We start from the raw sequence: 16,728 nt of genomic DNA, 5'->3' as shown, positions 1-16,728 counted from the left end.
ACTCAGATGATTTAATTCATCTGAGTGATTCTTTTTATTCTATACTTCGTTTTGTTGGCTCGCTTTCTTAGGGGACAGCTTCAGCCTGTAGTCTTCAGCTTGTCCTATTCCCTCAAGAGTCTCGCCAAAACACCTCACATTTATATGTAATTTTACATTAAAATACTTTAAAAAAATAAGGCCCTTACGTATAATTTAATAAACACAACTAAACTAAATTAACGAGGTGCCTTATGTATAAAGATTATAACATGACTCAACACACTACCAATGGAAACTTCAGTTCTTATCCCCACAAATGATATGTCACGACATGTTAATGAAATCGTTGAAACAATACCTGAAAATGAATTCGATGAATTCAAACATCATCGTGGTGCTACATCATAACATCACAAAATGATGTTGAAAATTATTCTATATGCCTACACACAATCCGTATTTTCTGGTCGTAAAATAGAAAAACTGCTTAATGATCGTATCCGAATGACGTGGCTGTCACAAAATCAAACACCTTCTTATAAAGCAATTAATCGTTTTAGAGTAAACCCTAAAGTAGACGCCTTATTAGAATCTTTATTTATTCAATTTCACAGCCAATGTCTGAAACAAAATCTTATAGATGATAAAACTATTTTTATTGATGGTACAAAACTGGAAGCTAATGCCAATAGATATACATTTGTTTGGAAAAAGAGTATTCAAAACTATGAATCAAAAATGAATGAAGATTCTAAAGCCCTATATCATGAATTAGTGAAAGACAAAATCATACCTAAGATTAAAGAAGATAATGATCATGAATTAACACAAAAAGAAATAGATTTAATTGGTACTCATTTGGATAAAGAAATCGAAGATTTAAATCATTACATTGAACATGAAAAATCTACTCGGTTAAGAAAGCAAACACGTCAAAAGCGAACTGGGCTTTGTATTAATGGCACTTAATATAAGAAAAGTAGTAGCTCAACGAGCTAACTATAATCAAAACAATTATGAAAAAGGCAATTTCTATATTATTTCAATAGAAATTGCCTTTTTTCACTTGTCCGAGAACTTTATGTCCCAGGCTCTTTGCATAGGCAACAAGTGTCTGCAATAGGAATATAATGCGCTACTTTTAATTGAAGTACGTTGGCGAACCTTATACATGTGTTTGATTCATGTAATCTGCTTCACCTAGCCCTTTTTATTCTTCATTTGAAATATAATGCGCTTTTCCTTTTAAGAAAAGACTTAAAACAAATGCTAATGCACTGAGTACTGTGGCAATGAGGAATGCACTATTGACCCCGTTAATTGAAGCTAGTTTTTGAACAAATTCTAATATTTGAGAAGTAGCCATTTGCTCTCCACCCATCGCTTGTGCCATTTCTTGTAAACGATCTTTAATAAATGGATTGGTTTTATCTAAATCTTGTGCGTAACCAGCAGCGTATTGTGTCGTTTGTGTTGACATTACTGTGACTAATAGTGCTGTACCAATTGAACCAGCCAATTGTCTTAAAGTATTAGACAAAGCATTACCATGTGCAATAAGCCGTGATGGTAATGCATTCATACCAGCAGTCATAATTGGCATCATAACAAAACTCATACCAAACGAGCGCACAATGTAAATCATCATTAAATGGCCGTAAGTTGTGTTCATATTTAATTTCGTTAATTCCCAAGTAGCATAAGTCATGATTGCAGTACCAATTAAAGCGAGAGGCTTAATACCAATCGTATCTAATAATTTTCCTGCTATAGGGCCCATGACACCCATAATTAATGCACCTGGTAATAATAAAAGTCCTGATTGTATCGGTGTAAAACCTCTTAAGTTTTGTAAATAAAGTGGCAATAAAATCATACCGCCGAATAAACTCATTGTTACAATCATATTGATAACAGTAGTTAAAGTAAAGCCTGAATATTTTAATACTTCCATACTTAGCATTGGCACACGCATTGTAAGCTCTCTAATAACAAATGCAATGATAAATATAACACCTATAACAAGTGACACTACAACAATTGGAGAACCCCAAGAATTATTACCTGCTTCACTAAAGCCGTATAATAATGCACCAAAACCAATTGTACTGAAGATGATACCTGGCACATCTGCTTTTGGATTGGTAGTGACTTGATATACTCTAAACCATATATAGGCAACTGCTAATGAAATTAAACCTACGATAAACATACCATAGAACATAATATTCCAATGGTAGTTTTCTACGATATAACCGGATAATGTCGGTCCAATCGCGGGTGCTAAGATCATTGCTATACCAAGTGTCCCCATTGCTGCACCACGTTTTTCAGGTGGAAATATAGTCATGAATACATTTGTACCAAGTGGCATTAAGACACCGGCACCTATCGCTTGAAGCACACGACCTACCATCATGATAGTAAATGAACCTGACATACCACAGACCAGAGAGCCTATGGTAAATAATACCATTGCTATTAAAAACAATTTACGATATGAATATTTATTAAATAAATACGCACTAATCGGTATCAAGATACCATTCACTAACATAAACCCTGTCATAAGCCATTGACCAGTATTTGCAGATATATTAAAATCTGTATTTATTTTAGGCAATGCCACGTTGAGTAAAGTTTGATTTAAAATAGCTATAAACATACCAAAGATCATCGCTACTAAAACTTTTCCTTGAGAGGTGCCTTTTCCAAACATAAATGTGCTATGTTTAGCTTTCAATTTTTCATTTACTTGAGCTTCTTCTGAATTTGAATTTATTTTTTCATAATCAGTGTCATTTGGATTGTGTAAATTATCCGTCTCTTCACTGAATGTTGATTGCTCATTTTCTTCATTTAGATTATTTGTTTCGTTATTCTCTTGAGCTGTTGTATTTTTGACTGATGCGTCTGTTGATGTTTCATCACTTTTTACTTTAAATTTAGATTGATAACTTTCGTTAGAAGCAATGCTTTCATGTTTAGATTGTTCCAAAGTTCGGCTTGTTTTTTTCTTTTTTCGTTTTATAACAAAGAAATTAAGTCCACCGATAAGAATGAGCGCTATGACTACGTAAATAATAATGAAGGTCATTGTCATTTTAAGACCCCCTTAATTTTTATGAATTTTAACTTCAGCGTTCATTCCTGGAACAACGTTTTTAGATGGTTTTGAGTCTAGAGAAATTTTTACTGGTACAACTTGTGATACTTTTGTATAGTTGCCATCACTGTTTGATGAAGGCATTAATGAAAAACTTGAAGCAGTAGCTTTACCTACTTCTTTTACTTTACCTTTCAATTCAGCTTCTTCACCATCTAGTTTAATATTTACATCTTTACCTTCTTCAACATCCGCTATATCTTTTTCATCAACATTAGCAGTAACGTATGTTTCATCTAAATTATAAGCATAAGCGATTGGCGTTCCTGCTTGGGCCATTGAACCTTCCATACCATCAACTTTGACAATTGTACCTTGTTTAGGCATTTTAATATCCATATTTTGAGCCTGTCCTTCTTCGCCTTTTGCAGCTATCTCTGCAACTTTGTCACCTTCACTTAATTTTTCATTATTTTTAATATCAAGTGATTTGATTTCACCAGAAGCCGGAGCTGAGACTTTAATTTGTTCTCCATCGACTTTGGCATTATCCGTACTTACATATGATGTTGCTTGATTATAAAAATGGAATCCTACTACTCCGATAATTACAAGCACAACAATGGTAATGACATTTATTAATACCATTTTTTTCATTACAGTTTCCTCCTATTTGCATTTAAAATTCACCTTATATATTATAAAGAGATGAAAAATAAAAATATACCAACACTTATATAAAATGTGTTGGATACATTATTTATGTTTGATAAAGGAGTTACTATGAAACAATATGCTAAGCGTAAAATAATATTTAATATGATTTCATTGTTAGAATTACATCCGTTTGAAAATATTACTATTAAGATGCTATGCGCTTATAGTGGGGTAAATAGAACAACATTTTATGATTATTTTGTGGATAAATACGATCTTTTATCAACGATACAAGCACATCATATCCAAAAGTATAAAACCCTTTTAAATTGTTTATACGAAAGTTCAGAACAAATTTCAGTTAATCAGGTGAAACTATATCAATTTTTCAAAATTATTTTACGGTATATTTACCGTCATTACGGTTATTTCCATGCTATTTTAGTCACACATCCTAATCGTGATTTATTTTTTGATTATATAGAAAATACTCGAGCAACTTATACAAAAATTTTAAATGACCATACAAATGTATTAAATAAAAAGCATTTTGTAATTTATGCACTAGGCGGTCAAATGGGTCTCGTTTATGATTGGATTAAAGAGGGGTGTACACAACCCATTGATGAATTAGCTCAAATTTTGCTAGCCAACACCATTAAATTAAAACGCTAATTCATCTTATTTTTGACCGACAAACATAAAAAAGTACGCAAAATTTAATTAATTCTTGCGTACTTTTTTGTTCAATTTAAAATTATTTTCTTTTTCTTAAATATAAAATAGTTTGTTATTTGTAAAACTACTAATAAAATTCCTGCTAATAAGATAATTGATACATAAGGTGTATAATTTTCTTCCCCCATTACTCCTACAAGTGGTGAGATCGCTCCACCTAATAAATATTGTACAAGTCCAAGTAAACTGGATGCACTTCCGTTGCCGCCAGTGCGCTCATCCATTGCAATTGAAAAACCTAAAGTAGCAACACCTGTAACCGGTGCTACAAGAATAATAAAACCAATAAATAACATCCAAATCGACAAATGGTTCAGCAAAATAATCGTAACTGATATGATGCCAATCAATTGCACACATGTTAAGATACGGAGTAATGTTTGAGGATGTATGTAATCGACGAGTTTACCTGTCAACTGACTTGAAATAATGAGGCTGATGCCAATAACCGCAAACATTATACTAAATTGCTGTGGCGACATTGCGTATATACGTTGACTGATAAAAGGAGATGCTGAAATATAACTAAACAATATGATAAATGTAACCCCTTGAATCAGCATCGGTAATACAAAACGAGGCGTTAGGAGTAATTGTTTAAAATTCTTAAATATACTTATGATGTGAGGGCTATCTCTGTGTTCAGTAGTTAGTGATTCTTTGACTTTGAACATCGTACCTAAAAACATGAGCACGCCGAATATCGTCAATATAATAAATACCATGCGCCAAGTAGAAAAAGACAAGATAACGCCACCTAAAGCAGGCGCTAATACAGGCGCAACGCCATTGACTAACATCAATAATGCTAAAAATTTTGTTAATTGTTTCCCACTATATAAATCGCTTGAAATTGCTCTCGAAATGACTGCGCCAGCTCCTCCACAAAATCCTTGTACAAATCGTAAAGCAATCATCCACCAAATGTTATCTACAAAAATAATGCCTATACTTGCCAATGTAAATAACATCATAGCTATCAAAAGCGGTTGCTTACGCCCAATTGCGTCAGAAATTGGTCCTGTAAATAAATTACCCATTGCTAAACCAATCATAAATAAAGACAAAGTTAATTGTGAATTTGAAGTTGTGGTATTAAAATCAGATTGTATTTGAGGCAATCCAGGTAAAAACATGTCTATTGATAACGCACCGATTGCAGTCAAAGCACCTAGTATAATAACAAAAATAAGTGATTGTTTATGTTGTTGGTGTTCCATCATTACTTTACTCCTATCGATAAACTTGTAATACTCAAGCCCTTTGGGTATCTTTTAGTATAAATATTACCATATTGAACATTTGATTGATTAGTAAATTGAAATCATTATTACTATTATAACTTTAGTTTAAAAATATTAATATAGTTTATTATTTTTTATTTGATATAAAAAAACTAAGCAATAATTTAAATTATTGCTTAGTTTTTCACTTATATTTATTACTTTAACAAACTGCTGTTTCTGTATGATTTATACTACTCGGAATACTTTACAACTTTAAGGTTGCTCGCATCATCATCGCCTTCAAGTTGATAATCTACTTCACCGTATTGTCCGTCTTCTTTTACTGTCTGTGCCTTAACGTAAAACGTGTCTCCTTGTCTCACAATTTCAGTAATTTGTGGTTGAGGCAAATAAAACATAGTATTACCTTGCACCTCATTTTTAGTAGATTTATAATTATCGGTATTTGTCTTGAGATAAGATGAAACCAAATTAAAATTGCTTTGACTATGTGCACTATTCATTGCCGCAGTATAATTACCGAAAAAATTAATCACCTTATTTCTAAAGCTATTTTCCTCTTTTTCTTTTTTATCTACATAATCTTGAATTTCATCACTATCGAAGTTTAATGTGACACGTGTTTTATCTTTTAAGTTGTCGGTTTTAATAACCGTTTCAGCTGATTTAAATGTTTTTTTCTTCGCTTGACCTTCTGCAGAGACAGTTAATTCTTTCGTTTTTGGATATGGGCCTATTTCTTGGTTTTTCGCATAATCATACGTTTTATCATTTACTTTTACTTTAACCGTGTCTTTATCAATTTCTGAAGCGCCTTTTAAGTCAACTACTATATAGGCCTCATTAAAGTCTTCTGAAACATCTACTGTTTCATGATTACTATTATTAAAATTAAATTTAAGTTCACCGCTAAATTGACCATTAGCCATTTCTTTTTTAGCTTCAATCATATAATTGCCAGGGATAAATTCACCTAAAACTGTTGTCTTATTTTTCTCTGCATGCACAGTTCTTTGCTTATCATTTGCTTTGAATTGATAAGTTGTATCATACTTCGGTTTAACAATAGCTTCTTTGGTAGGAGCCGTAAAACTCATATTATCAAATATTAAATAGCGTCGTCCATTTTTGCTGATACGCAAAACCTTTTCGCCGTTTTTTGCTGTAACATAATCTTCTTCGTTGGTTTGACTAGCGTTTAAATCTGTTACTTTTTGATTTATATCTTTAACGAATTGGTTCATACCGACTTCATTTTTTATATATTTGATATATGCCTTGGCTTCATTTTCATCTACACTATTATTTTGAGTACTTAATAAAGTGGATAACTTTTGTGTATCGTTATTATCTATAGCATTGATCAATATTTCTGATTGTGCTTCTGGCGAATTAAAATTTTTCAATAAGATAAATATAATCAAAATCAGGATAATAATAAAAGCTGCAATCCCCCAGGGGATAATTTTTCTTGCTTTGATGTTCATTGCTTTTTTGTTTTCTTTGGTAGATCGAGTCATTTTTTCACTATCTGTTGACTCTATACGATAGCCACAATGACTACATCTTCGTTGTCCTTTTCTTATATTTTCCCCACATTTAGGGCACTTTTGCATTTTATCACCTCGCTACTACCCAATTTTTTACATTATTTCGTTATTTTAACATATCCTGATCTTAAACTATACGGCATTAGCAAGCCATTTCTACTTATTTATGGTATATTTTAAATTGCATTAAATTCATTTTACACTACATAACTTCTATTATATGTTTATTATGTTTCAATTGATATACATCGTTAGTCCAATGACTAGTAAGCTATAAAATTAAAAAGCCTGACCATTCATGCTCTTGAAAACTGTATATAGTTAAAAAACATAACCTCAAATAAAATAGTTACTAAATAGACTTATAGTCATCTAGCAACTCTCAACCCATATATTTTAAACTGTGCTTTCTAGCTTTATATTAAATAATTATCATTAATAGGCATATTAATGGTTATGTTTTGTAATGAAATTTTTTAACCTTTGATCTATAATTTCTAAAACGTAACGTGCTTGTTCAATTTGTTCATCGGATAAATCGTGTAAAATATCACTTACAATATCATTAATAATTGCTTTACTTTGCTTATTAAATTGTTTACCTTTTTCCGTTAATTTAATATATTTTAACCTTTGATCTATATTTTCTTCTGATTTGTCCCATTGAACAACTTCTGCTTGTATTAGCTTTTTAATTCTACGGCTGACAGCAGCTTTGTTTACGCCCTGTCTTTCGGTTATTTCTGTTAATGTCATCGCTTTTTCGTTTTCTAACATTAATATCACATTGGCTTGCTCTCTTGATACGTTATAGTCTTCTCGTAACTCTTTTAATAATTTAGCTAATAAAGTATTCACATCATCTATAAATTCTCCCATAAAATCAATATGACTACTTAAATTTTTAACCATAACTTCTCGCACCTCTACCATTCTAGCTCACTTATGTAAACGTTATTTTTTTTATATTATGTTAATAATATCAATATTCTCTGCTGTATAAAAGCAATAATTACAAATAATTGGAGTTTTAATTTTGAAATAAGGAGAAATTCATATATAGCATCATTAACATTTGATTATTTTGGAAGTTTGCAATACATTTAACTTACTATAAATATTCGGGGTGAACCATGCATACGTTGTCTTTCATTTGTTGCCTAATCATTGTATTCGGTTTTATTGTTATGTATAAAAATTGGAACTGGGCTACTCATTTAACTTTTTTTATTGTACAAATCATTATAGGATATATTGTTATTATTTTGCATGCTGGTAAACTATCATTACCTATAGACTTAACGATTACTATGTTTGTTGGCGTATCACTTATACATATCAAACACAAACGATTATTACGATATAGAACAAGCGCACTTTTTATAAAACGTCTTTATTATATCGCCTTTAAATTACTGCTTTTCATGGTTGCATGTGCTTATATCAGTTTAATTCCAGTTGGAATTAATGTTATTTTTTACTGGGTCGCAGCCATTATGTTTAGTGCTTTTTTCACTTTTATCTGTTACGTGTTATGTTCATCTGCATTTTTAAATGTTACCTATCATCAAAATTTCGATGTCATTGTCATATTAGGGGCAGGTATTTTCACTAACCAAGTGACACCAATGCTTGCAAAAAGATTAGACAAAGCGTTGGAATTATATCAGTTATATCCAAATGCTCAGATTATCGTGAGTGGTGGCCAAGGACCAGATGAACCAATATCAGAGGCATTAGCGATGTATCAATATTTAGTGCATAACAACGTTAACCCATCAGCCATTACAATGGAAGACCAATCCACAAGCACATTCGAAAATATTAAATATACTAAAGCTTTAATTGAACATTATTACGAGAATGAACCAAACATTTTATGTGTAACTAGCCAATTTCATATTATGCGTGCATTAAGGTTCGGTCAAAAATTAAATATCAAACTGAAAGGTGTGGGCAGTCATACCCCTTACCCTTTTTTTGAAATCGCGTTAATCAGAGATTTCTTAGCAATTATGTATCAATATAAATTATTATTAACCATTTATTTTGCTACCTTATTTTGGGCATGCATGATGGCTTTATGGCATATACCATCCATGTAAAATTAAAGCATGGCATGATAAAAATTCAGTCTTAATTGTCTTATTTTGTTTTTTAAAAGACAATTACAAATAAATTCAAAAATTAATATAAGCATCTTTTTGAATTCAGTTCATTTTTCAAATCATTTTGCCAGAGTTGAGCAACAAATTCATTTTATAAAAATACGATTTCTGCCTTACTCTTAGCCATCATATAATTTTAAATAAACAAAAGCACCTCCATTTCTGAATGGAAGTGCTTTTGTTTATTTAGTATGAGAAAGGAACATTAAAATCATAATAGTAAAATGTGATATCTATCTTGTTGTTATAGATTATCATTATTTTATTTACTTACAATAATACCGTCATCTAATTCTATTACTCTATCAGCATAATCAAATAACCTTTTATCATGTGTTATCATAATACCAATCATTTTTTTACTTTGAATTTGATCTTTAATCATATCTATCACTTCGGTGGCGCGCTCTGCATCTAAACTTGCAGTAGGCTCATCAGCTAAAATCATTTTAGGATTATTCATTAATGATCTCATAATTGCAACACGTTGTTTTTGACCTCCTGATAGTGTATGGGGAAATGCGTTTAGTTGTTCTTCTAAACCTATTTGCTTTAATAATTTTTCTGCTCTTTTAGTTGCTTCTTTTTTAGACATTCCTGCTTCTTTACCAATTGTTGCCAACTGGTCTTTTACTTTTAAATACGGTACCAAATGAGAAGACTGAAATATAAAGCCTATTTCGTTTAGTCTCAATTCCGAAGCTTTTTTATCATTAGAATAGAGAGGTACACCATTATATAATATATTACCACTGCTTTGCGACAATAACCCGCCTAAAATAGTTAATAGTGTGGTTTTACCAGAACCAGAAGCACCATTTAAAATAACGAATTCTCCTTCATTAACTTCAAAATTAATTCCTTTTAGGACTTTTGTTTCTGAAGAACCTTTACCAAATGATTTTTTAATATCTTTTACTTGTAAACTCATCATTCTCCACCTCCAATTGCTTCAATAGGGTCTACTTTGAATAATTTTATAAATGATAGCGCTGCGCCCACTATAGCGACGATAATGAATATACCAACTACTAATAAAATATTTGTAACCGTTACATGGAATGGCATAGTAATCGGCATTATTAATGATAAGCTACTAATCAACCCTACAGAAATGATCACTGCAACCATGGTAGTGATTAATATTTGAATAATTAAAGCACTTAATAAATGTCTTGTCTTAATACCTATTGCTTTTAAAATACCTATTTCAGGTATCTTTTGTATTGTCATAACGTAGAAGAATGCACTAAGTACTATAGCAGATATAACAAACAAACTAACAATCATCATATTAAGCGGTGCTTGTTCTGCTTGATAACTTGGTATTTCAGCAGTAATATCATCTTCACTAAATACTTTTATACCAGAAATATCTTCTAATTCATTTTGTTGTTTTTGTGATAAATCTTTAACTGGATAAACCGTGCTCACTTCTTTATTTAATTCATCAAATCCACTGTTATTCATCATAACAACCGAACTATGAGAATACATTGTATCGTCTAAAATACCAGATACTTTTAATTTTTTCCCATTTTTGGTGTTAATTGTATCTCCGATTTCTACGCCATTAGCAGTTAACTTACTATTAATAGCAATTTCATTATCTTTTTCAGGATATTTACCTTCTGATAATTTCGGTTTTTCATTTGTCACTGTATTAGTCATAACCACATCTTCTTCATCTTTATCAATTTTCAGTGTTTGAGATGCTATTTTTAAAGGGGATTGGTCAGTTATATCTTCGACCTTCTGTTGTTGATCTGGCTTAATCACTGATTTCTCAATTTGTGGCTTTTTGTTGTCTTGCATAACGTATTTTTCTGCTTTCATATTGTCCAACATTGATACGTTCTCTCTTGCTAAACCTTGTGCTAAACCACTAATGAATAACACCATAACACCTAATAATAATATGATTAACATGATTAATATATAACGAAATTTATAATATTTAATTTCTTGCCATGCTAACTTCATAACGTTTCACTCCTTCAAAAGAACTTATATCTAGAGTTTAGTCGTAGTATATGAACTCAATATGAACAATTGTTAACCTTTTAAAAATTTCATATTTGTTAAGTCATTTCTTTCCATATATAATATTTATAAAATGGGTAAGGAGTTTTTGTGCATGACTACTTGTTTAATTGTCGATGACGATAAAAAAATTCTAGCATATGTTTCAAACTATGTTACAAAAGAAGGATTAGATGTAGTAACTCAAACAAGTGCCGAAGATGCGCTAGTATACCTTGATTCACATCAAGTTAATATCGCTATAGTCGATGTAATGATGTCAGGTATGAGTGGTTTTGAATTATGTAAAATTTTAAAAGAAGACTTTGAAATACCTGTGATTATGCTAACAGCACGGGATGCACTTAGCGACAAAGAACAAGCTTATTTAACAGGCACAGATGATTATGTAACCAAGCCTTTTGAAGTCAAAGAACTGATTTTCAGAATTAAAGCAGTTCTAAAGCGTTATAATATTAATGCAAATAATGAACTCAAAGTAGGCAATCTCATACTTAACCAAGCCTATTTAGAGCTTCAATCTTCTACCAAATCAATGAATCTACCAAACAAAGAATTTCAACTGTTATTTTTACTTGCTTCACACCCGAAACAAGTATTTAACCGTGATGATTTAATTGAGAAAATTTGGGGCTTTGATTATGAAGGAGACGAACGGACTGTTGATGTACACATCAAACGATTAAGAAAGCGTTTGTCAAAATTAGATGCGTCAATTACTATTCACACAGTTCGTGGTTTGGGATATAAGGTGGATGACAATGTTTAAATCACTCTATTCTCGTATTGCTATATATACAATTATCATTATGCTATCAAGTGCCATACTCAGTTTTTTATTAACTAATATTATCTATCACAATCATTTAAAAGAAAATAACGATACTAAAATTATGCGTACTTTAAAAGATGCTACATCTTATATGCATAAGTCTCATATAAATTTGCCCAAACCTTTTTTCAGACATTTAGGTGAAATGAATTACCAAATTATGACTGTAACCGAAAAAGGTGAGAAAGCCTATTATGGGGCTCCGTTTAGGAAAGATAATGTCGACACTAAAAATATTAAAGCCGTTTTAAATGGTAACGACTATCATGGTATAAAAAACTTATCTTACAATCCTTTTATTACTGGTTTTTTCGAAAATACCACACAAAATACCGTTGGTGTGCATTATGAAGCAAATGGCAAGAATTATGCCGTATTTATGAGGCCCGATATCGGCAAAACCTTTAGTGAATTTAGAATTTTCTTAATTATATTAATCACTCTATTGTTAGTCATTTCTATCATTTCGGTGATTTCTTCAACTTATATGATAATTAAACCGATACAGCAATTGAAGCAAGCAACAGAAAGACTTATGGAAGGTAATTTTGATGTGCCCATTAATGTTAAACGTAACGATGAATTCGGCACCTTGCAATATCGATTTGATAAAATGCGTTTATCTTTAAAACAACTGGATGACATGAGACAACACTTTGTCCAAAATGTCTCGCATGAGATTAAAACACCTTTAACACATATCCATCATTTACTTGATCAATTGAAATTCACTAAAGACGTTAGTGCCCGTGAACAATACATTGATGAAATATATCAAATTACAACACAACTTAGTGAATTAACAAAAGAACTTCTTTTACTATCAGAAATTGATAATGGCGAACATCTCGAATTAAATGACCACATAGCACTTAATAAACTTATTAAACAAATTATTCGTCATGAACAATTCTCTACAAATCAAAAAGATCTCATTATTATGTCAGATTTAGACAACGTAACATTTGTTGGGAATGAAAGATTGCTTCATCAAGCATTTCAAAACTTAATTATTAATGCCATCAAATACTCAGAACCAGGCGGAACAATTGATATTACACTAACGAACGACACTGACTTAAATGCGATTCGTTTCACTATAACTGACGACGGTCAAGGTATGACACAAACAACACAATCTCATTTATTTGAACGTTTTTATAAAGCCAGTCATCATGATAATAGCAATGGATTAGGCTTAGCAATTGCAAAAGCTATTTTTGAATTACACGATGGTAAAATTAAAGTAGAAAGCGAAAAATATGAAGGCACTACATTTACTGTCATTATCAATAAATAAAAAGCGAGGCGGAGACATCATTATTGATGTCTCTGCCTCGCTTTCTTTATTAATAAGATGGGAATTAATTTATTTTTAAGTTTTTTGTAATTTCTTTATTGATTTGAGTATATAATGCTTCGTTTTCTGATAATTGCATACCAAATGAAGGAACAATTTCCTTAACTTTTTCTTCCCAATGGCTAAATTCATCTTTGTAACAACGTTGTAGCACATCTAACATGATATCAACAGCAGTGGAAGCACCTGGAGAAGCACCTAGCAACGCTGCTAATGAGCCATCTTCAGATGTAATAACTTCTGTACCAAATTGTAACGTTCCTTTGCCCTTGTCCGTATCTTTAATAACTTGGACGCGTTGCCCTGCAACAACTATTTCCCAATCTTCACTCTTAGCATTTGGAACGAATTGACGCAAATCTTCCATTCTTTCCTCATTAGATAATGTCAGTTGAGAAATTAAATATTTTGTTAAATTCATTTCTTTAATCCCTGCAGACAACATTGTAATTAGATTATTGGGTTTTACAGATTTTATTAAATCCATATTTGAACCTGTTTTTAAGAATTTAGGTGAAAATCCAGCAAATGGCCCAAATAATAACGTACGTTGACCATCGATATAACGCGTATCTAAATGTGGAACTGACATTGGCGGTGCGCCAACAGCAGCTTTTCCATATACCTTAGCTAGATGTTTTGAAGTGATAGACTCATCTCTACATACTAAGAACAGCCCACTAACAGGGAACCCACCTATATGTTTAGATTCTTTAATGCCTGTTTTTTGTAATAATGGGAAACTTGCCCCGCCGGCACCAATAAATACAAAATCACTTTCTATTATAGTAACTTCTTCCGTTTTTAAATTTTTGACTTTAACTTCCCAACTGCCATCTTTGTGTTGATTTAAATTTTCTACTTCATGTTCATAATTAAGTTCAATATTTTTTTCTTCTAAGTTAGAAAACAACTTTTTAGTTAACGCGCTAAAATTTACATCGGTACCTGTTTTATCATATGTAATAGCCATCGGAATGTTTGATGTGCGTCCTTCCATAATTAACGGTGCCCACTCAGTAATTTTATCTTTATCATCAGTGATTTCCATATTACTAAATAATATGTTTTTATTTAATCGATCAACCCGTCTTTTTAAGAAATCGACATTGCGTACCCCTTGTACAAAACTCATATGTGGCACAGGTTTTATGAAAGCTTCTGGTTTTGATAGTTGCCCTTGTTTAACAAGATAATTCCAGAATTGTTTTGTAATTTGAAATTGCTCGTTTATCTTTACAGCTTTAGTAATATCAATTGAACCATCTTGGTTTTCATTTGTATAATTTAATTCACATAATGCAGAATGCCCTGTACCTGCATTATTCCAAGCATTAGAACTTTCTTCTGCGGGTGTAGATAATCTTTCAAACATTTTTATCTCTTTCTCAGGTGCAAGTTCTTTTAATAAAGTTCCTAGTGTTGCGCTCATGATACCGCCGCCAATTAATATGACATCTGTTTTGCTATGTTGTGTACTCATAACAAACACAGTCCCCCTTTTATATATGTTTATAGACACGTTATCTTTATCTAAGAAAATTTACAACTGTGATAAAGCGTTTTCTATAGCTAAAATTTTAAAATCTAATCCATTATTGTTATGTTTAAAACGTAAACAACAACAGAATCTTTCCGTACGCTTCTAATTATATACGTTATTGCCCTATGAAAAAAGGGCTTTCAGTAATTCTACACAAATTATGTTAATATGTGTTAACTAAAACAAGCATAATACAAACTTTTAACTTTATATCTTAATTGTTTAGGATTTAATCAAATGGTTTCTAATCTATTTATTATGAGTTACTTTATTCATTAAGTATATTTCATGCTATAATAAATTTTAATTTAGTTTATATAATTTGGAGGTATTCCAATGAAATCTATCACTTTTTTTATGCATAATATTTACGCCATGGGTGGAACTGTTAAATCTATTTCACAACTTGCTAATGTTTTAGCTGAAAAAGGTCACCAAATTGAAATTATTTCAGTTTTTAGAGGCGCTTCTCAGCCCTATTTTGATTTACATGATTCTATTCAAATTCGTTCTTTAACGGATTATCAAGTACATCCTTTAAATATTAAGGACATATTTTTTAACCGTATCCATAAATATACACCTTTTTCTAAACCAAGCATACTTTCACAACATGAACCTGGTTTAAATCAATTTTCACATTATATAGAAAAGAAAATGATTAAATCTATACGTAATGTTTCGACAGATACACTTATCGGCACAAGAGCTAGTTTTAATATATTAATTGCTTGTTATGGTTCACAGAATATAGAAAAAATTGGTATGGAGCATATGAACTTTGAAGCGCATAGTGATGCTTTGCAAGATGAGATTGCCACAGCTTATAAACATTTAGATAAAATAACGACCTTAACAGAAAGTGATAAACATACATATGAATCTATCGTTAACGTGCCTGTGTATATCGTCCCTAATATTTTAAATGAACCACGGTTGCCTGCATCTAAAGATAAAATTATCACTGCTGCAGGACGCTTAGAATACGAAAAAGGGTTTGATCTATTAATTAAAAGCATCATCCCTATCCAGCAAGAAGTGAGACGCTTTAAATATCAAATACACATTTACGGTGATGGAGAAGCGCATGCCCTATTACAACAGCTCATCATAGATCATCAACTTGCGGATATCATAAAACTTCAAGGCGCAACACAACAGTTAAATGAAAAGTTAGCAATGAGTGAAATTACGGTTGTGCCTTCACGTAATGAAGGTTTTGGTATGGTTATTTTAGAAGCAATGAACCAGAGTAATATTGTAGTCAGTTTTAATGGGAATGCTGGTCCTGATTCTCTGATAAATAATAATGTGAATGGTTATTTAGTTACACACGGGAGTATAGAAGATTTATCAAATCAATTGCTAAGACTGATTAATCAAGAATTTAATAAACAACATTTGATTGAAAATGCATACCAAACGGTACAATCTTATTCACCAGACTCTGTGTACCAATCATTTCAAACTATGTTAGAATCCTAATAAAAAAAGCGTACGAA

The 16,728-nt window shown here is 31.4% G+C and carries 13 protein-coding genes and 1 pseudogene; 6 read left to right on the top strand and 8 right to left on the bottom strand.

The features are described from left to right. Positions 1-233: 233 nt before the first annotated feature. A pseudogene (locus tag KA894_RS13725) lies at positions 234-927 on the top strand (transposase); the annotation flags it as partial. Positions 928-1,192: 265 nt separating this feature from the next. On the opposite strand, the gene KA894_RS13720 reads toward KA894_RS13725, so the two are convergent. Further along, entirely contained in the window at positions 1,193-3,085 is a 1,893-nt protein-coding gene (locus KA894_RS13720; protein WP_096808572.1) for a DHA2 family efflux MFS transporter permease subunit, read from the bottom strand. Positions 3,086-3,097: 12 nt separating this feature from the next. Then, entirely contained in the window at positions 3,098-3,745 is a 648-nt protein-coding gene (locus KA894_RS13715) for an HlyD family secretion protein (RefSeq protein WP_096808571.1), read from the bottom strand. Positions 3,746-3,871: 126 nt separating this feature from the next. Here KA894_RS13715 and KA894_RS13710 point away from each other — a divergent pair, with 126 nt between their 5' ends. Then, positions 3,872-4,420 (top strand): TetR/AcrR family transcriptional regulator, encoded by a 549-nt coding sequence (locus KA894_RS13710; protein WP_103372883.1) that lies wholly within the window; start codon positions 3,872-3,874, stop codon positions 4,418-4,420. Between the two features lie 71 nt (positions 4,421-4,491). On the opposite strand, the gene KA894_RS13705 is transcribed toward KA894_RS13710, so the two are convergent. The 3 genes from KA894_RS13705 to KA894_RS13695 all read right to left on the bottom strand — a co-directional run bounded on the left by KA894_RS13705 (position 4,492) and on the right by KA894_RS13695 (position 8,192). Beyond that, positions 4,492-5,703, bottom strand: a complete 1,212-nt coding sequence (locus KA894_RS13705) for a putative multidrug effflux MFS transporter TcaB (protein ID WP_318270776.1) — start codon at positions 5,701-5,703, stop codon at positions 4,492-4,494. Positions 5,704-5,960: 257 nt separating this feature from the next. Continuing rightward, complete coding sequence (locus tag KA894_RS13700; protein WP_096808568.1) at positions 5,961-7,346, bottom strand: membrane-associated protein TcaA; 1,386 nt, start codon at positions 7,344-7,346, stop codon at positions 5,961-5,963. Between the two features lie 381 nt (positions 7,347-7,727). After that, a complete protein-coding gene (locus KA894_RS13695) occupies positions 7,728-8,192 on the bottom strand; it encodes a MarR family transcriptional regulator TcaR (RefSeq protein ID WP_096808567.1) in 465 nt (154 codons plus the stop codon). Positions 8,193-8,413: 221 nt separating this feature from the next. On the opposite strand from KA894_RS13695, the gene KA894_RS13690 reads away from it, so the two are divergent. Continuing rightward, positions 8,414-9,385 carry a YdcF family protein gene (locus tag KA894_RS13690; RefSeq protein ID WP_107644117.1) on the top strand — a complete coding sequence of 324 codons (972 nt, stop codon included), beginning with the start codon at positions 8,414-8,416 and terminating at the stop codon, positions 9,383-9,385. 325 nt (positions 9,386-9,710) lie between these two features. Here the strand turns inward: KA894_RS13690 and KA894_RS13685 are convergent, their stop codons facing one another. Further along, the gene (locus tag KA894_RS13685; protein WP_096811197.1) at positions 9,711-10,379 is read right to left on the bottom strand and encodes an ABC transporter ATP-binding protein; all 669 of its coding nucleotides are present in this window, start codon (positions 10,377-10,379) and stop codon (positions 9,711-9,713) included. Further along, complete coding sequence (locus tag KA894_RS13680; protein WP_096808565.1) at positions 10,379-11,431, bottom strand: ABC transporter permease; 1,053 nt, start codon at positions 11,429-11,431, stop codon at positions 10,379-10,381. The genes KA894_RS13685 and KA894_RS13680 overlap by 1 nt, the downstream gene beginning before the upstream one ends. Before the next feature lie 154 nt (positions 11,432-11,585). Between KA894_RS13680 and KA894_RS13675 the strand changes: the two genes are divergently transcribed. Both KA894_RS13675 and KA894_RS13670 read left to right on the top strand, forming a co-directional pair. Beyond that, positions 11,586-12,260 (top strand): response regulator transcription factor, encoded by a 675-nt coding sequence (locus tag KA894_RS13675; RefSeq protein WP_096808564.1) that lies wholly within the window; start codon positions 11,586-11,588, stop codon positions 12,258-12,260. After that, positions 12,253-13,623: a HAMP domain-containing sensor histidine kinase gene (locus KA894_RS13670; protein WP_096808563.1), complete on the top strand. Its 1,371-nt coding sequence runs from the start codon at positions 12,253-12,255 to the stop codon at positions 13,621-13,623. The genes KA894_RS13675 and KA894_RS13670 overlap by 8 nt, the downstream gene beginning before the upstream one ends. A gap of 64 nt (positions 13,624-13,687) precedes the next feature. Here the strand turns inward: KA894_RS13670 and mqo are convergent, their stop codons facing one another. Continuing rightward, positions 13,688-15,166, bottom strand: a complete 1,479-nt coding sequence (gene mqo / locus KA894_RS13665) for a malate dehydrogenase (quinone) (RefSeq protein ID WP_119488144.1) — start codon at positions 15,164-15,166, stop codon at positions 13,688-13,690. Between the two features lie 396 nt (positions 15,167-15,562). On the opposite strand from mqo, the gene KA894_RS13660 reads away from it, so the two are divergent. Continuing rightward, on the top strand, positions 15,563-16,711 hold the full coding sequence (locus KA894_RS13660; RefSeq protein WP_096808561.1) for a glycosyltransferase family 4 protein: 1,149 nt from the start codon (positions 15,563-15,565) through the stop codon (positions 16,709-16,711). The last annotated feature ends 17 nt before the right edge of the window (positions 16,712-16,728 follow it).

It is taken from the genome of Staphylococcus sp. GDY8P131P (assembly GCF_017891975.1).
Classification (GTDB): domain Bacteria; phylum Bacillota; class Bacilli; order Staphylococcales; family Staphylococcaceae; genus Staphylococcus; species Staphylococcus nepalensis.
Note: the sequence above shows the minus strand (reverse complement) of the source record. Positions and strands in the feature narration are given on the sequence as shown.